This window comes from Pseudomonas sp. Marseille-Q1929 (assembly GCF_017316265.1).
In the GTDB taxonomy this organism is placed as follows: Bacteria; Pseudomonadota; Gammaproteobacteria; order Pseudomonadales; family Pseudomonadaceae; genus Aquipseudomonas.
In genome coordinates, this window is sequence record NZ_JAFLWU010000001.1 from 225,513 (window position 1) to 243,198 (window position 17,686).

At 59.5% G+C, this 17,686-nt stretch carries 16 protein-coding genes; 8 read left to right on the forward strand and 8 right to left on the reverse strand.

The genetic code is table 11. From position 1 onward, the window contains the following. Positions 1-6: 6 nt before the first annotated feature. The 4 genes from J1G37_RS01070 to J1G37_RS01085 form a co-directional block, all read right to left on the reverse strand. Positions 7-618, reverse strand: a complete 612-nt coding sequence (locus tag J1G37_RS01070) for a phage baseplate assembly protein V (RefSeq protein ID WP_207039877.1) — start codon at positions 616-618, stop codon at positions 7-9. A gap of 3 nt (positions 619-621) precedes the next feature. Further along, the gene (locus J1G37_RS01075; RefSeq protein ID WP_207039878.1) at positions 622-1,137 is read right to left on the reverse strand and encodes a hypothetical protein; all 516 of its coding nucleotides are present in this window, start codon (positions 1,135-1,137) and stop codon (positions 622-624) included. Between the two features lie 21 nt (positions 1,138-1,158). After that, on the reverse strand, positions 1,159-1,488 hold the full coding sequence (locus tag J1G37_RS01080; RefSeq protein ID WP_207039879.1) for a phage holin family protein: 330 nt from the start codon (positions 1,486-1,488) through the stop codon (positions 1,159-1,161). A gap of 595 nt (positions 1,489-2,083) precedes the next feature. Beyond that, positions 2,084-2,818 (reverse strand): XRE family transcriptional regulator, encoded by a 735-nt coding sequence (locus J1G37_RS01085; RefSeq protein WP_207039880.1) that lies wholly within the window; start codon positions 2,816-2,818, stop codon positions 2,084-2,086. Between the two features lie 198 nt (positions 2,819-3,016). On the opposite strand from J1G37_RS01085, the gene mutS reads away from it, so the two are divergent. Both mutS and fdxA read left to right on the forward strand, forming a co-directional pair. Further along, complete coding sequence (gene mutS / locus J1G37_RS01090; protein ID WP_207039881.1) at positions 3,017-5,608, forward strand: DNA mismatch repair protein MutS; 2,592 nt, start codon at positions 3,017-3,019, stop codon at positions 5,606-5,608. A 143-nt stretch (positions 5,609-5,751) separates the two neighbouring features. Next, entirely contained in the window at positions 5,752-6,075 is a 324-nt protein-coding gene (gene fdxA, locus J1G37_RS01095) for a ferredoxin FdxA (RefSeq protein WP_017738276.1), read from the forward strand. A gap of 486 nt (positions 6,076-6,561) precedes the next feature. On the opposite strand, the gene apbC is transcribed toward fdxA, so the two are convergent. Beyond that, positions 6,562-7,656 carry an iron-sulfur cluster carrier protein ApbC gene (apbC, locus tag J1G37_RS01100; RefSeq protein WP_207039882.1) on the reverse strand — a complete coding sequence of 365 codons (1,095 nt, stop codon included), beginning with the start codon at positions 7,654-7,656 and terminating at the stop codon, positions 6,562-6,564. Between the two features lie 172 nt (positions 7,657-7,828). Here apbC and metG point away from each other — a divergent pair, with 172 nt between their 5' ends. The 4 genes from metG to J1G37_RS01120 all read left to right on the forward strand — a co-directional run bounded on the left by metG (position 7,829) and on the right by J1G37_RS01120 (position 12,179). Continuing rightward, positions 7,829-9,880, forward strand: coding sequence for a methionine--tRNA ligase (gene metG / locus J1G37_RS01105; protein WP_207039883.1), 2,052 nt, complete (start codon positions 7,829-7,831; stop codon positions 9,878-9,880). Between the two features lie 83 nt (positions 9,881-9,963). Next, positions 9,964-11,157, forward strand: a complete 1,194-nt coding sequence (gene rsxB / locus J1G37_RS01110; protein WP_277990628.1) for an electron transport complex subunit RsxB — start codon at positions 9,964-9,966, stop codon at positions 11,155-11,157. Positions 11,158-11,250: 93 nt separating this feature from the next. Further along, positions 11,251-11,889 (forward strand): endonuclease III, encoded by a 639-nt coding sequence (gene nth, locus J1G37_RS01115; RefSeq protein ID WP_207039885.1) that lies wholly within the window; start codon positions 11,251-11,253, stop codon positions 11,887-11,889. 107 nt (positions 11,890-11,996) lie between these two features. Next, entirely contained in the window at positions 11,997-12,179 is a 183-nt protein-coding gene (locus J1G37_RS01120) for a hypothetical protein (protein WP_207039886.1), read from the forward strand. Positions 12,180-12,270: 91 nt separating this feature from the next. On the opposite strand, the gene J1G37_RS01125 is transcribed toward J1G37_RS01120, so the two are convergent. The 3 genes from J1G37_RS01125 to J1G37_RS01135 form a co-directional block, all read right to left on the reverse strand. Then, a complete protein-coding gene (locus J1G37_RS01125) occupies positions 12,271-12,903 on the reverse strand; it encodes a response regulator transcription factor (protein ID WP_122719714.1) in 633 nt (210 codons plus the stop codon). Between the two features lie 636 nt (positions 12,904-13,539). Beyond that, positions 13,540-14,757 carry an argininosuccinate synthase gene (locus J1G37_RS01130; RefSeq protein ID WP_017738284.1) on the reverse strand — a complete coding sequence of 406 codons (1,218 nt, stop codon included), beginning with the start codon at positions 14,755-14,757 and terminating at the stop codon, positions 13,540-13,542. A 129-nt stretch (positions 14,758-14,886) separates the two neighbouring features. After that, positions 14,887-15,795, reverse strand: a complete 909-nt coding sequence (locus J1G37_RS01135) for an OmpA family protein (RefSeq protein WP_207039887.1) — start codon at positions 15,793-15,795, stop codon at positions 14,887-14,889. A gap of 156 nt (positions 15,796-15,951) precedes the next feature. Here J1G37_RS01135 and pyrC point away from each other — a divergent pair, with 156 nt between their 5' ends. Then, on the forward strand, positions 15,952-16,998 hold the full coding sequence (gene pyrC, locus J1G37_RS01140) for a dihydroorotase (protein ID WP_207039888.1): 1,047 nt from the start codon (positions 15,952-15,954) through the stop codon (positions 16,996-16,998). Then, complete coding sequence (rnt, locus tag J1G37_RS01145) at positions 16,995-17,666, forward strand: ribonuclease T (protein WP_017738287.1); 672 nt, start codon at positions 16,995-16,997, stop codon at positions 17,664-17,666. Before pyrC ends, rnt begins: the two co-directional genes overlap by 4 nt. Positions 17,667-17,686: the final 20 nt, after the last annotated feature.

Sequence of the window (17,686 nt, forward strand, 5' to 3'; positions counted from 1 at the left end):
AAATCCTTATGCGCTGCTGATCACACGGCCGTTGTGGTCCACCACTGGGCCGCTCAAATGCACGCCGGCGGCATCCAGCAGCAAGCCGCTGGCGCCGAGTTGCAGGGTGATGCTGTCTTTGGTCAGCGCCAGTGTGGCGGCGCCGACAGTCACGTTCAGCTGTTCACGGGAACCGCTGACAGCGGTCGGTCCGTTGCTCCAGTTGAACGTATGGCTGGCATCGTCGTAGTCGCTTTGGGTGCCGTCCTGATACCGACGCCGGGTCAGCGAGGCCACGCCGGAAACCGGCGGAAACAGACTACTGTTGAGGCCGAACAAGGCCACGGACTGTGCTCCGCCTTCGCCGCCGCCGTAGTTGAGCAACAGGCATTGCTCACCCACCGTGGGAATGCGGGTTTCAGTCTGCGAACCAGCGCTGGGGTTGAAAAAACGGATCGCCGGGCTGAGCAAATCCCCATGGCTGACCTTGCAGGTGTTGCTGGCGGCGTCGACCTCCTGGCACACGCCAATCCGGCAGAAACTTTCCGCACGTCGGTACAGGTCTTCGAGCTGGGCTTCCATGTCCACCAGGCGCTCGACGATCGGCCCGAGTTGCATGCGCAGCAATGCGTCGAACATGGACTACTCCTGGAGTGGGCGATATTGGTCCGGGTCGTTGATGTCGGAGACTTCCCAGGTGCGGGCAAACAGAGGCTTGCCGGTAGGATCTTCGAGCAGTAACGGGCCGAGGTAGAGGGTTTGGCTGAAGGAAACGATCCAGGTGTCGTAGTCCGTTTCCACGCCGTTCAGCGCAGAAGGTGCAGCGACGATGGCCGTGGGCAAATCGCACTGATCCGGCGGCAGGCCCCAGCGGTTGTCCAGGGCCAGGTCCATCAGTTGACTGGCCAGGTCGCACGCATCAAACGCGGCGGCCCCGCTGGCGACAGCGACCTTGAGGGAAACCGCCAGCACATGCGCCTTGCGCCCCTCAAGGGAGCGCACGCCAGGGCCATTACGCTCCATGCTGACAAGCACACCGGTCTTATCGCCGGAACCGCTGAAGTCTTGATAATTACCTACACGCAATTGTGGGAAGGCGCTCTTCAGCGCGTCCTCAATCGCCATGGGCAGTTGGGAGATTTTTTCGATAGAGGTCATCTTGTTGCGTCCTTGCAGCGGTTACTGCTGATCCGGGCGGTTGATGCCGATACGCTTGGCCGCCCAACGTTCGTAAAGGCCGATGGCCACGTCCGCACCGGCCATGGCGGTCAGGCACCCCAGTGCGGCGGCGGTCCAGACCGACAGGCCGGCGGCGTACAACAACATCACGGCCGAGACCCCGCAGACCATGCACGCCCCAGACCGCAAGGCCAGGCGACGGACCAGCGACCAGCCTCGGGCGCCTTCCTTGTCGGCGCGCCACATTTCACCGCTGACCCCGCCGATCAGGGCCAGTACGATCACTAGCCAGATCGGCATTTCCGCTAACGCTTGCTGCTCGTTTGTCATGTCACGCCTCCTGGCTGAGCAATGCCGGCACAGTGCCGGGGTTTGGATACTTCCGTGTGTGGGTAGGCATTCCAAAAAGCCCGGTTGCCCAGGCTTTTCAGTAATGCGTCCCGCGAACTGTCGGCGCTACTGGCGCGGTACGGTTCTTCCCTCGATGTTTTTCCGACCACGATCCCTGTCTGCCGGATAACTGCTTCTGGTGCTTTACGCTGCACACCCGGGTCAGTTGCCAACCCTCTGAACCGTTGAGGCCGGTTCATCGCTGCCTGTTCTTGTCATGCGGTGTAACTAAAGAGCGTCGGCATCCTTGCCGGTGTTGCCTGGCGTCCTTGCCATCGCTGTGATGGCGTCCATGCCGATGTTGCGTGCCTTCCCTGTCTTCCTTGGCAGCATCCTTGCTGCCTCCACCAGGCCTTCTTGGCTGGCTTGAGATGGAGAATATGCATGTATGCATATACAGTCAATGCACAGATGCATTTATTTTCGCGACGATATTGCATCAGTGCATCGACAGCCTTGCGGGCATTGGGCGCGCCTGCTTTTGATAGGCGAAAAAAAACCCGCGCACTGGCGGGTTTTGTCTTACATCAGGTGGTTAGCGGGCGTACATACCCCACCAGAACACATGGCCAAGGATGCTGATCTGCTCATCCTGGATGTCCTGGAAACTGTAGTCCTCGTCCGGGTGCTCATCGCGATTGAAACTGCGCAGGCGAATCCCGGAAGGCAGGCGATAGAGCTGTTTCACCCGCAGTTGGCCGTTATGGTTGATGGCGTACAAATCACCATCGACGATATCGCCAATCCCGCTCTTGCCCGCGTTGACCCCAACCGTCGCCCCATCACGCAGCACCGGCAACATGCTGTTGCCACGTACGGTCACGCACTTGGCCTGGTCAAACTGCACACCGTTATGCCGCAGGCTGCGCTTGCCAAACCGCAGGCTGGCCTTTTCGCTTTCCTCGATGACGAATCTTCCTGATCCAGCAGCCAATTCAACCTCGCGCAGAAAAGGGATCGACACCTCGTCATCATTCACGGGGGTGTCGTCGTCCCACAGGCTGATGTCCTTGAGTTCCGAATGGGTTGGGTCACGCAGGTCTTCGCGCAAGGCGCCGATGGCGACGCGTCCGCGCAGCTGGTCGGTGCTGACGCGAAAGTACTCGGCGATGCGCGAGATGTGTTTGTCCGAGGGATCAACGATCTTGCCGCTGAGGATCCGAGACAGCGTGGATTGAGGCACGCCGGTGCGCCGGTGAAGCTCCATGGGAGAGATCCGGTCGCGGTCCAGCAGTTCTCGTAGGACGATAGAAACGTTGCGTTTTTGCATAGCGCGGATAGTGACGGGAGTTTTTTGGCTTGGCAAATGCTAATCCGCATATTGTTTGCTTTCATCGCGCCTGTGCAGCTATCCGCTTGTGACCTGCGAAGCCCCGACCTCGCGTGTTAACCTTGCTGCCATCGCAAAATCAGCTGGGCCAAGCGCCCCCTTTGCCCCACTCCTTTTAACGAATTTGCCTACTATCCAATGAGTAAAAACACTTCCGACTTGTCCTCCCACACCCCGATGATGCAGCAGTACTGGCGCCTGAAAAACCAGCACCCTGATCAGTTGATGTTCTACCGCATGGGCGACTTCTACGAGATCTTCTACGAAGACGCGAAGAAGGCCGCCAAGCTGCTGGACATCACCCTGACCGCCCGTGGGCAATCGGCTGGGCAGTCGATTCCGATGTGTGGGATTCCTTACCATTCGTTGGAAGGTTATCTGGTCAAGCTGGTGAAGCTGGGCGAGTCGGTGGTGATTTGCGAGCAGATCGGCGACCCGGCCACCAGCAAGGGGCCGGTGGAACGCCAGGTGGTGCGCATTATTACGCCGGGGACGGTGAGTGATGAGGCGTTGCTGGATGAGCGTCGCGATAACCTGATTGCCGCAGTGTTGGGCGATGAGCGTTTGTTCGGCCTGTCGGTGCTGGACATCACCAGCGGCAATTTCAGCGTGCTGGAGATCAAGGGGTGGGAAAACCTGCTGGCCGAGTTGGAACGTATCAATCCGGTGGAGTTGTTGATCCCGGATGATTGGCCAAAGGATCTGCCAGCGGAAAAACGTCGTGGGGCCAAGCGTCGCGCGCCGTGGGACTTTGAACGTGACTCGGCGCTGAAAAGTCTATGCCAGCAGTTCTCCGTGCAGGACCTGAAGGGCTTTGGTTGCGAAACCCTGACCCTGGCCATCGGCGCCGCCGGTTGCCTGCTCGGCTACGCCAAGGAAACCCAGCGTACCGCCCTGCCGCATTTGCGCGCCCTGCGCCATGAGCGCCTGGACGATACCGTGGTGCTGGATGGCGCCAGCCGGCGCAACCTGGAGCTGGACACCAACCTGTCCGGCGGGCGCGATAACACCCTGCAATCGGTGGTAGACCGTTGCCAAACCGCCATGGGTAGCCGCTTGCTGACCCGTTGGCTGAACCGTCCGCTACGGGACTTGAGCGTGCTGCAGGCGCGTCAGTCTTCTATTACCTGCCTGCTGGACGGCTATCGCTTTGAGAAACTGCAACCGCAGTTGAAGGAAATCGGCGATATCGAGCGCATCCTCGCGCGAATTGGCCTGCGCAATGCGCGGCCCCGCGATCTGGCGCGCCTGCGCGATGCCCTCGGCGCCCTGCCGCAATTGCAAGCGGCGATGACCGAACTGGACACGCCGCACCTGCAGCAGTTGGCCGTGACCACCAGCACCTACCCGGAACTGGCGGCGCTGTTGGAAAAAGCCATCATCGACAACCCACCGGCGATTATCCGTGACGGCGGTGTGTTGAAGACCGGTTACGACAGCGAGCTGGACGAGCTGCAATCCCTCAGCGAAAACGCCGGGCAGTTCCTGATTGACCTGGAAGCCCGCGAGAAAGCCCGTACCGGCCTGGCCAACTTGAAAGTCGGCTACAACCGCGTGCACGGCTACTTCATCGAATTGCCGAGCAAGCAGGCCGAGTCGGCGCCGATCGACTATCAGCGTCGCCAGACCCTCAAGGGTGCCGAGCGCTTTATCACCCCGGAGCTCAAGGAGTTCGAAGACAAGGCGCTGTCGGCCAAGAGCCGTGCCCTCGCTCGGGAGAAGATGCTGTATGAAGCCTTGCTCGAAGACCTCATCGGCCAACTGGCACCGCTGCAAGACACCGCCGCCGCCCTGGCCGAGCTGGATGTGCTGAGCAACCTCGCCGAGCGAGCGCTGAACCTTGACCTGAACTGCCCGCGTTTTGTCAGCGAGCCGTGCATGCGCATCGTGCAAGGCCGCCACCCGGTCGTCGAGCAAGTACTGACCACACCGTTCGTCGCCAACGACCTGTCGCTGGACGATGACACCCGCATGCTGGTGATCACCGGTCCGAACATGGGCGGTAAATCCACCTACATGCGTCAGACCGCATTGATCGTGCTGCTGGCGCATATCGGCAGCTTCGTGCCGGCGGCCAGTTGCGAGTTGTCGCTGGTGGACCGGATTTTCACCCGGATCGGTTCCAGCGATGACCTGGCCGGTGGCCGTTCGACCTTTATGGTGGAAATGAGCGAAACCGCCAATATCCTGCACAACGCCACCGAGCGCAGCCTGGTGCTGATGGACGAGGTCGGTCGCGGCACGAGCACCTTCGATGGCCTGTCCCTGGCATGGGCGGCGGCCGAGCGCTTGGCGCACCTGCGGGCCTACACGCTGTTCGCCACCCACTATTTCGAACTGACCGTATTGCCGGAAAGCGAGCCGCTGGTGGCCAACGTGCATCTCAATGCCACTGAGCACAACGAGCGCATCGTGTTCCTGCACCACGTGTTGCCTGGGCCGGCCAGCCAGAGTTACGGCTTGGCCGTGGCACAACTGGCTGGCGTGCCGAACATTGTGATCAGCCGGGCCCGCGAGCACCTCAGTCGCCTGGAAACCACGGCATTGCCCCATGAAACCGTGGTCGCCAGCCCAGCCAAGGCCGCGAGCAAAAGCGCCGCACCGCACCAGAGCGATATGTTCGCCACCCTGCCCCATCCGGTGCTGGAAGAGTTGGCAAAGCTTGACCTGGATGACTTGACGCCGCGTAAAGCGCTCGAAATGTTATATGCACTGAAGGTTCGGATATAACGCTGGCGCTTGCAAGCTGGTAGACTCTCGCGCGGTTTGGGATGCTGCGGGCTTTTTAGCCTGGCCTGCAGACTATCGCTCCCGAACCTCGCGAGCCCTGCCACAAAGGGTTTCGCTGCCGCCGCCTGAGGAGAGAATTAGAAATGACCTTCGTCGTCACCGACAACTGCATCAAGTGCAAGTACACCGACTGCGTGGAAGTATGTCCGGTGGACTGCTTCTACGAAGGCCCGAACTTCCTGGTCATCCACCCGGATGAGTGCATCGACTGCGCCCTGTGTGAACCAGAATGCCCGGCCGTCGCGATTTTCTCCGAGGACGAAGTCCCGGCAGAGATGCAGGAATTTATTCAGTTGAACGTCGAGCTGGCGGAAATCTGGCCGAACATCACTGAGAAGAAAGACTCGCTGCCGGATGCAGCAGAGTGGGATGGCGTCAAAGGCAAGATCAAAGACCTCGAGCGCTAACAGCGCCGCCGCCAAACAAAAAAAGGCCCTTAGGGGCCTTTTTTGCGTCCGGGGACTTTTTTGCAGGCAAAAAAAGGGGCGGTATGACCCGCCCACATTTTTTCCCTAGTCCCTGTATTCCTTTTCATCATCCTGATGAATCGCATCCTGCGACGTTCCTTCAAACCATCGTTCCTTGATGGCTGTGTCAATCCGTGGACACAGGGCTGATCTTAGAGACTTCCAAGGGAAGTTCAACGGGATCCAACCCATGGACTGACACACAAAGGCCCTCAACAAGATTTAATTAATTGTTATTTTTCAACGTCTTATAAAAAACCTTCAGCGTTTCGGGACGTACATGTCCGGTAAAAAAACCAAACACTTACGAAAAAGTAAGCAAATGCTTACACGAGCAATTGCGCAAAAGCGTAACGGCCACGTTCTGGGCATCTTGCGGGCATGAAAAAGCCCCGACACTGTCGAGGCTTTTCCCCTTCACACCGCTTAGTCGTCGCTGACAGTAATCGTCGGCATTGCCGGCGCCGCCGCTTCCTGCAAGACGATGCGTGCGCCCACATGACGGGCCAGTTCCTGATAGATCATGGCAATCTGGCTGTCAGGCTCGGCCACAACAGTGGGCTTGCCACCGTCAGCCTGCTCGCGAATCAGCATCGACAGCGGTAGCGAGGCCAGCAGTTCAACACCATATTGGGTGGCCAGTTTCTCACCGCCGCCCTCACCGAACAGATGCTCGGCGTGGCCGCAGTTGGAGCAGATGTGCACCGCCATGTTTTCGACAACGCCCAGCACCGGGATATTGACCTTGCGGAACATCTCCACGCCTTTCTTGGCATCGAGCAGGGCCAGGTCCTGCGGCGTCGTGACGATCACCGAACCGGCCACCGGGACTTTCTGTGCCAGGGTCAGCTGGATATCACCGGTGCCTGGCGGCATGTCGATCACCAGGTAGTCCAAATCGCCCCAGGCCGTCTGGGTAACCAGTTGCAGCAAGGCCCCGGAGACCATCGGCCCGCGCCAGACCATCGGCGTGTTGTCGTCGGTGAGGAAGGCCATGGACATGACTTCCACCCCGTGGGACTCGATCGGCACAAACCACTTCTGGTCCTTGACCTTGGGCCGCGTGCCTTCGGCGATGCCGAACATCACGCCCTGGCTCGGGCCGTAGATATCGGCGTCGAGGATGCCCACGCGTGCGCCTTCACGGGCCAGCGCCAGGGCCAGGTTGGCCGCGGTGGTGGATTTGCCCACGCCGCCCTTGCCAGAGGCGACGGCAACGACGTTCTTGACGTTGGCCAGCCCCGGGATCTGCGCTTGGGCCTTGTGCGGCGCAATCACACACTGGATATCGACCTTGGCCGAGCGCACGCCGTCCAGGCCTTCGATAGCCATTTGCAGCATCTGCGCCCAGCCGTTCTTGAACAGGCCTGCGGCATAGCCCAGCTCCAGCTGGACCGACACCTGGTCGCCCTGTACCTCGATGGCACGTACACAGCCGGCACTGACCGGGTCCTGGTTCAAATAAGGGTCGGTGTACTGGCGAAGAACGGCTTCCACCGCTGCGCGATTGACGGCGCTCATGGGCTACTCCCGAAAAAAGACTGACTGAAACAGGCGGCTATCCTAACCGTTCCCGCCCGTCAGCGGCATGCTTTCGCAGGCCGGGAAGATGCTGAAACAGCTCCACGGGGTGAAATATATTTCCCGGCGCTTTATAGTGGCCGACCTCCGTTTCATCAAGTAGCCGAGCCCCATGTCCGAGCCACGCAAGATCCTCGTCACCAGCGCCCTGCCCTATGCCAATGGTTCCATCCATCTTGGCCATATGCTTGAGTACATCCAGACCGATATGTGGGTGCGCTTCCAGAAGCATCGCGGCAACCAATGCATTTATGTCTGCGCGGACGACGCCCACGGTTCGGCCATCATGTTGCGCGCCGAAAAGGAAGGCATCACCCCGGAACAACTGATCGCCAACGTGCAGGCTGAACACAGCGCCGACTTTGCCGAGTTCCTGGTGGACTTCGACAACTTCCACTCGACCCACTCCGAAGAAAACCGCGAGCTGTCGAGCCAGATCTACCTGCGGTTGAAAGAAGCAGGGCATATCGACCAGCGGTCGGTCACCCAGTACTTCGACCCGGAAAAGAAAATGTTCCTGGCCGACCGCTTCATCAAGGGCACCTGCCCGAAATGCGGCACCGAAGACCAGTACGGCGACAACTGCGAAAAATGCGGTGCAACCTACGCACCAACCGAACTGAAGGATCCGAAGTCGGCGATTTCCGGTGCCACCCCGGTGCTCAAGGATTCCCAGCACTTCTTCTTCAAACTCCCGGATTTCCAGCAGATGCTGCAAACCTGGACCCGCAGCGGCACCCTGCAAGACGCCGTGGCCAACAAGCTCGCCGAATGGCTCGACAGCGGCCTGCAACAGTGGGACATCTCCCGCGATGCGCCGTACTTCGGCTTCGAGATCCCAGGCGAGCCGGGCAAGTACTTCTATGTGTGGCTGGATGCGCCAATCGGCTACATGGCCAGCTTCAAGAACCTGTGCGATCGCACGCCGGAGCTGGACTTCGACGCGTTCTGGAACAAGGATTCCACCGCCGAGCTGTACCACTTCATCGGCAAGGACATCGTCAATTTCCACGCCTTGTTCTGGCCAGCGATGCTCGAAGGCTCGGGCTACCGCAAGCCGACCGCCATTGCCGTGCACGGCTACCTGACGGTCAACGGCCAGAAGATGTCCAAGTCCCGTGGCACCTTTATCAAGGCGCGCACCTACCTGGACCACCTGTCGCCGGAATACCTGCGCTACTACTACGCCTCCAAGCTGGGCCGTGGCGTCGATGACCTGGACCTGAACCTGGAAGACTTCGTACAGAAGGTCAACTCGGACCTCGTGGGCAAAGTCGTCAACATCGCCAGCCGTTGCGCCGGGTTTATCCACAAGGGCAACGCCGGTGTGCTGGTGGCCGAGAACGCTGCGCCAGAGCTGACCGACGCGTTCCTGGCCGCCGCGCCAAGCATCGCCGACGCTTACGAGGCCCGTGACTTTGCCCGCGCCATGCGCGAGATCATGGGCCTGGCCGACCGCGCCAACGCCTGGATCGCCGACAAGGCACCGTGGTCGTTGAACAAACAGGAAGGCAAGCAGGCTGAAGTCCAGGCGATCTGCGCCACGGGCGTCAACCTGTTCCGCCAATTGGTGATCTTCCTCAAGCCGGTGCTGCCACTGCTGGCCGCCGACGCCGAGGCGTTCCTCAACGTCGCGCCGCTGACCTGGAACGACCACGCCAGCCTGCTCAGCAACCATCAGTTGAACGAGTTCAAGCCACTGATGACCCGGATCGACCCGGTAAAAGTCCAGGCCATGACCGACGCTTCGAAAGAAGACCTGGTCGCCAGCCAGACCGACACCGGTTCGGCTGCACCCGCAGGCAATGGTGAATTGGTAAAAGACCCGATCTCGGCGGAAATCGACTTTGACGCTTTCGCCGCCGTGGACCTGCGTGTCGCGCTGATCATCAAGGCCGAAGCCGTGGAAGGTGCCGACAAGCTGCTGCGCCTGACATTGGATATCGGTGACGAACAGCGCAACGTGTTCTCCGGGATCAAGAGCGCCTACCCGGACCCGTCCAAGCTGAATGGTCGCCTGACCATGATGATTGCCAACCTCAAGCCTCGGAAAATGAAATTCGGTATTTCCGAAGGCATGGTGATGGCGGCGGGCCCTGGCGGTGAAGAAATCTACCTGCTTAGCCCTGACAGCGGCGCCAAGCCAGGTCAACGCATCAAGTAAGCCTGCAAAACAACCCTGTCGTTTCGGCGACAGGGCTTTTGCGCTAGTCCCCTCTTCTCGCTTGCCGGATAATCAGGCTCTGTTTGTCTAGCCGGCATGCCAATGATCCCAGCATGAACCTCATTCAACGTATCGACGCGCTGCTGCCGCAGACCCAATGCGGCAAATGCGGGCACCCGGGCTGCAAGCCTTACGCCGAAGGCATCGCTAAAGGCGAGGCGATCAACAAATGCCCGCCGGGTGGGCAGGAAACGATCATCGGCCTGGCACACCTGCTGAGCGTCCCCGTGCTGACGCTGGACACCAGCCGTGGCGAAGCCCCAGCCCAGGTCGCCTACATCCGCGAAGCCGAGTGCATCGGCTGCACCAAATGCATCCAGGCGTGCCCGGTAGACGCCATCGTGGGTGCCGCCAAACTGATGCACACGGTGATCAGTGACGAGTGCACGGGTTGCGACCTGTGCGTCGCGCCTTGCCCGGTCGACTGCATTGATATGCGGCCGCTGGTCAACCTGGTGCCAATGGTGGGCGGGTTGGCGGCCAACGAACACGAGCAGCACGCACGCAGCCTCAAGCGTGACCGGGCGCGGCGGCGTTATGAACAGCGCAACGCGCGCTTGCAGCGCGAAGAACAACGCCTGCTGGCTGAGCGCCTGGCACGAGCCAAGCGCGCGGTGCCGACGCACACGGCCCACGCAGATACCGGGCAAGCGGCCTCGGATGCAGCAATCAAGAAAGCCAAGATCGGCGTCGCCATGAGCCGTGCGCAACTACACAAATCCTTGAAAGCCTTCGGCCACCCGCCAACGTTTGAGCAACAATCGCAACTGATCATCCTGCAACAACAGTTCGAAGGTGCGGAGCAGGCACTTGCGGCGCTGGAAGCGAGCAGCCCGCCGCCGCTCCCGGCCAACAAAGACCCCGAGCTCAAGCGTGCAAAAATCCAGTTGGCCATGCGGCGCGCCGAGTTGAAAAAGGCTCAAGAGCAGTGCGCCGACGAGCAACAGCTGGCAACGCTCAGCGCGGCATTGACCGCTGCCGAGCACGCCCTGCATCACGTCGAGGCGATCTCCGAGCAACCCCGCCCCGACTTGCAGCGCGTGGAAAAACGCCCCATTGATGCCCAACTGCGCCAGCTGAAAACCGCCCTGGCCTACGCCCGCGCGGAGGTCAGCAAGTTGCAGCGCCAACCGGGCGTCGGCGCAGAAGCGCTGGCTGCGGCGCAACACAAACTGGAAGAGGTGCAGCGCCAGGTCGATACCCATGTCGGCGCCTGACCTCTATCCTGTTGAGGTTGTTGCTCATAGGGCCCCGTGCCTGGAACCTCTTTTCACCATTACGCCGACCGTCTGCAAGGAATTGCCTGCCCCATGAACGCCGTAAAACGCCTGGAAATTTTCCGCAGGTTTCACGAAGACAATCCAGAACCGAAAACCGAACTGGCCTACTCTTCGCCGTTCGAGTTGTTGATTGCGGTTATTCTGTCGGCACAATCCACCGATGTGGGCGTGAATAAGGCCACGGCCAAGCTGTACCCGGTGGCGAATACACCGGAGGCGATCCATGCCCTGGGCGTCGATGGCTTGTCCGAATACATCAAGACGATTGGCCTTTACAACAGCAAGGCCAAGAATGTCATCGAGACCTGCCGGATGCTGGTGGAGTTGCACGGCAGTGAAGTGCCGCAAACCCGCGAAGCCCTGGAAGCGCTGCCAGGCGTAGGCCGCAAAACCGCCAACGTTGTACTCAATACGGCATTCCGCCAGTTGACCATGGCGGTGGACACCCACATTTTCCGGGTCAGCAACCGGACGGGCATCGCCCGCGGCAAGAATGTGGTGGAGGTGGAAACCCAGTTGATGAAGTTCGTGCCCAAGCCCTACCTGCTCGACTCCCACCACTGGTTGATCCTGCATGGGCGCTATGTTTGCCAGGCACGCAAGCCACGCTGCGGCAGCTGTCGCATCGAAGACCTGTGTGAATACAAGGACAAGACGTCCGACGATTGAGTAATCATTGTTTTTTTCGATCAGTCGATTGAAAAAATCTTTTTTACCCATTCATGGATTATCGTTATAAGGAGCGCCAACGGCAGTCTTAGCCCGGAGTGAACCTTATGAGCACTGGCAAAGAACAACTGGATGTAGAAGACGAACTCGTTGCGGAATCGGATGACGATGGCGAAGCCCCCGTTGCGGAGGTAGCCAAGACCAATCTAAGCAAACGTCGCACTATCGACAATCTTCTGGAAGAGCGACGCTTGCAAAAACAACTGGCCGATTACGACTTCGACCTCTGACCTGCCCGTTGACGACCAGAAGCCTCCCTGACGGAGGCTTTTTTCTAGCTGGCTCACTGGCCGGATATCACATGAGTTGTTGCACCCTCCCCTATACGAGCCCGTTGCGTTGCGCCAACTCAATCAGGTCTACCAGCGAGCGTGCATTGAGCTTGAGCAGCAAACGCGTCTTGTAGGTACTGACGGTCTTGTTGCTCAGGAACATGCCGTCGGCGATTTCCTTGTTGGTTTTGCCGCGTGCCAACTGCTGCAGCACCATCATCTCCCGGCCCGAAAGGCGCTCGACCATGTCGGCCTCACTCGCGTTGCCCATGGTTGAGCGCACCGAATTCAACGCCTGGTTTGGGAAATAGCTGTAGCCGGAGAGCACCGCCTTGATGGCGCTCAACAACTCGGTCAAGTCCTGCTGCTTGCAGACGTAACCCGCAGCGCCAGCCTGCATGCAACGCATGGAGAAATGGCCAGGCGCCTGGGACGTCAGCACCAGCACCTTGAACGGAGCTGGCTGTTTGACGGAGGAAAGCCGGCAAATAACTTCCAGCCCATCGAGCTTGGGAATTCCAATATCCAGTATGACGATGTCCGGCATATGCTCCCGCGCAAGTTGCAACGCATCGACACCGTTATCGGTCTCGGCAACGACCTCATAACCATGACGCTCCATTAGCATACGCACAGCAAGACGAATGACGGGATGATCATCCACGATCAGCACTTTATTCATAAGGAAAGTCCAATTTCGCTGTTCGAATTATTCAGAGCAAGCACAATAGCCTAGTCGTTTCCTAGTTGGCATAGCGTTCCCCCCTGAGTAACAGCAAGCAGAGACCCAAGCCACAACGATATAGGAATAAGCCTACAAAAAAACACTGATTCGGATGTATCGAGTTTTATGGGGGCTTTCAGACTTTTCTGGACCCTCACACAATTTGAATGAAATATCCAACGGGTACGGGGCAAGCGGTGAAGGTAGCGCACATGACTTTCAGCAAATGCCCCTTGCTTGTTGCCTTCGCGCAGGTAAGCCGGCAAGAAAAACCCTATCATTTCAGTTCCCTTAAACACATTCACTTACATCATAATTTCCTACAGATATTTCTCTCAGAAACACCCATGTCACGCTTACATGAGTGAATCTTCTGTAAGACATAGTTCCTACTTCGGTGTAAATAATTCATTCTCCTTTTAATACGCCGCCTCCAGAACAATTTCCTACACCCACAAAACTTCACAAACGCTAACTATTCAACATTCTTTAAACATCAATAAACGCCGCCAACACGCGCTATTGCCTTGATTTTTTAACAGGCAAAAAAAAGGCCCCTTTAACAAGGGGCCTCTCTTAAAGCGTCACGGGCATTCAGAACAACTTGCGACCTTTGTTGGCCGCGATGCGCATGCGCAATGCGTTCAACTTGATAAAGCCCGCTGCGTCCGCCTGGTTGTAGGCACCGCCGTCTTCTTCGAAGGTCGCGATGTTGGCGTCGAACAGCGACTCATCGGACTTGCGACCGGTGACGATCACGTTGCCCTTGTACAGCTTCAGGCGCACAACGCCGTTCACGTGGGCCTGGGAGGCGTCGATCATCTGTTGCAGCATCAGACGCTCAGGGCTCCACCAGTAGCCGGTGTAGATCAGGCTGGCGTACTTGGGCATCAACTCGTCTTTGAGGTGAGCCACTTCGCGATCCAGGGTGATGGACTCGATAGCACGGTGAGCGCGCAGCATGATGGTGCCGCCCGGGGTTTCGTAGCAGCCACGGGACTTCATGCCCACGTAACGGTTCTCGACGATGTCGAGGCGGCCGATGCCGTGTTCGCCACCGATACGGTTCAGGGTCGCCAGCACGGTGGCCGGGGTCATCTCGACGCCGTCCAGCGCGACGATGTCGCCGTTGCGGTAGGTCAGTTCCAGGTACTGCGGCTTGTCTGGAGCGTTCTCCGGGGAGACGGTCCATTTCCACATGTCTTCTTCGTGCTCGGTCCAGGTGTCTTCCAGCACGCCACCTTCATAGGAGATGTGCAGCAAGTTGGCATCCATCGAGTACGGGGACTTCTTCTTGCCGTGACGCTCGATCGGGATTGCGTGCTTTTCAGCGTAATCCATCAGCTTTTCACGGGACAGCAGGTCCCATTCACGCCAAGGGGCAATCACTTTCACGCCTGGCTTGAGGGCGTAGGCGCCCAGTTCGAAACGCACCTGGTCGTTGCCTTTGCCGGTGGCGCCATGGGAAATGGCGTCAGCGCCGGTTTCGTTGGCGATTTCGATCAGGCGCTTGGCGATCAGCGGACGTGCGATGGAGGTACCCAGCAGGTACTCGCCTTCGTAGACGGTGTTGGCGCGAAACATCGGGAAAACGAAATCGCGGACGAATTCTTCGCGCAGGTCGTCAATGTAGATCTCTTTCACGCCCATGGCTTGCGCCTTGGCACGTGCAGGTTCGACCTCTTCGCCCTGACCCAGGTCAGCGGTGAAGGTCACCACTTCACAGTTATAAGTATCCTGCAGCCACTTGAGGATCACCGAAGTGTCCAGGCCGCCGGAATACGCGAGAACGACCTTGTTTACGTCGGCCATGCCATCACTCCACGGGGTTGTACGGAAAGGCGACGATTCTACCGATCAAAACCGTGAAATTACAGGGGCGCGACAGCAAATGAAGATAAAGCGACAGATTATGTCGAACGAGCGACCGATGGTCGCACGTCAGGAGGTGGCGGCTGGGTTGCTCGGCCCGGTGGCCGTGGGCGCCGGTTTCTCGGGGGCTGCCACCCGTTCCAGCTGAATATTGACCCGGCGGTTGCGCGCGCGGTTGGCGGCATTGGTGTTGGGCGCCAGCGGGTAGCTTTCGCCGTGGAAACGCAGGGTGACCTGCGACTCCTGGATGCCGTTGGCCTTGAAGTACTCCATGACCGCCAAGGCGCGCCGACGCGAAACATCGCGATTGGTCAGGCGATTGCCGCTATTGTCCGAATGGCCATTGAGCTCGATGTGGTTGACGGTAGGGTCAGCCTTCATGAATTCAAGGATCACCGCCAGCTTCTGCTTGGCTGCTGCGTCCAGCTCGATGCCGCCACCGGGGAAGCCGACCTCAGTCTGCTTGACCTGGTCGTAGTTCATCGGCAGCAACTTGGCGGTACACAGCTGATAGTCGCTGTAGGCTTTGTTGAAGCGCACCGGCAACAGGCGGATTTCCGAGTAGCCACCTTCACGCCCGTAATGCCGAACCGTCGGCGAGCGGCCCTCGAGCAAGCCATTGAACAGCCGCCCCGCTTGGGCCTGGGAACTGTTGAACAACACATCGCCACTGCCGGCACGCACCGCACCCAGGTTGATATCACCTCGGCCCGGCTGCCAGGGTGCAGCGGCGGCCAACAAGGTCGCAGAACCTGCCCCCAGCGATCCGCCATAGGCTTTCAGACGAAACGTCGCCTGCTCGCCCGCCCGGCGCACGAACTCACCCGAACCGAAATCGGTGATCGGCTGGGTCAGACGGCACTCAAACTTGTCGCCCTCCACCTTCCACTCAATATTCTCCAGACGTGTCTGGAACGTGAGGGCCATCGCAGGCAGGCTGGCGAACACACTGAGCAGGGCTAGATATTGCTGGCGCACGGGAGGCTCCACTGGTTTCTACAACACTTCAAAGCGTCATACATCGATAAGGCATACGAAAGGCTATCGGATGCATCCTGCAAAACTTGATAGCGAGTGCCTGCAAGAGTCTTTTCCGGTAGCATTCCCACCAGATTGACCCGCCTGGAATCCCCAATGTCCGACCGCCTGACCCTGCTGCGTCCCGACGACTGGCATATTCATCTTCGCGATGGTGCTGCGTTGCCCCAAACCGTGGCCGATGTTGCGCGCACGTTTGGCCGCGCCATCATCATGCCTAACCTGGTACCTCCGGTGCGTAATGCCGCTGAAGCCGACGCCTATCGCCAGCGTATCCTCGCTGCGCGGCCGGCCGGCAGCCGCTTCGAACCGCTGATGGTGCTCTACCTCACCGACCGCACCCAGCCCGAAGAGATTCGTGAAGCCAAGGCCAGTGGCTACGTGCACGCCGCCAAGCTGTACCCGGCTGGCGCGACCACCAACTCCGATTCCGGCGTGACCAGTATCGACAAGATCCTGCCGGCCATCGAAGCCATGGCCGACGTCGGCATGCCGCTGCTGATCCACGGTGAAGTCACCCGTGGCGACGTGGACGTGTTCGACCGCGAGAAGATCTTCATCGACGAGCATATGCGCCGTGTGGTCGAGCTGTTCCCGACCCTCAAGGTGGTGTTCGAACACATCACCACCGCCGATGCCGTGCAGTTCGTCACTGAGGCTTCGGCCAACGTCGGCGCGACCATCACCGCCCATCACCTGCTGTACAACCGCAACCACATGCTGGTGGGCGGGATTCGACCGCACTTCTATTGCCTGCCGATCCTCAAGCGCAACACCCACCAGGTGGCGTTGCTGGATGCGGCGACCAGCGGTAACCCGAAGTTCTTCCTCGGCACCGACTCGGCGCCCCACGCCCAGCACGCCAAGGAAGCCGCGTGCGGCTGTGCCGGTTGCTACACCGCCTATGCGGCGATTGAGCTGTACGCCGAAGCGTTCGAACAGCGCAACGCCCTGGACAAGCTTGAAGGGTTTGCCAGCCTCAACGGCCCGCGTTTCTACGGCCTGCCGGCGAACACCGACCGCATCACCCTGGTCCGTGAAGACTGGACCGCCCCTGCCAGCCTGCCATTTGGCGAGCTGACTGTTATCCCGCTGCGCGCCGGTGAAACACTGCGCTGGCGCCTGCTGGAGGAAAGCAAGTGAGTGAAGACCATTACGACGACGAACACGAGCACAGTGGTGGCGGTTCCCGTCACCCGATGGCCGAGCGGTTTCGCGGCTATCTGCCGGTTGTCATCGACGTAGAAACCGGTGGTTTCAATTGCGCCACCGACGCGTTGCTGGAAATTGCCGCAACCACCATCGGCATGGATGAGCAGGGTTTTGTGTTCCCGGAACACACCCACTTCTTCCGCGTCGAGCCGTTTGAAGGCGCGAACATCGAAGCAGCCGCTTTGGAATTCACCGGGATCAAGCTCGATCACCCACTGCGCATGGCCGTGAGTGAAGAGGCCGCACTGACCGATATCTTCCGTGGCGTGCGCAAGGCGTTGAAAGCCAATGGCTGCAAACGCGCGATCCTGGTCGGGCACAACAGCAGCTTCGACCTGGGCTTCCTGAACGCCGCCGTGGCGCGGCTGGACATGAAGCGCAACCCGTTCCACCCGTTCTCCAGCTTCGACACCGCCACCCTCGCCGGCCTGGCTTACGGTCAGACCGTACTGGCCAAAGCCTGCCAGGCAGCCGGTATCGACTTTGACGGTCGCGAAGCCCACTCGGCGCGCTACGACACCGAGAAGACGGCCGACCTGTTCTGCGGCATCGTCAATCGCTGGAAGCAGATGGGCGGCTGGGAAGATTTCGGCGACTGAAGCCATTTCCCGAGCATAAA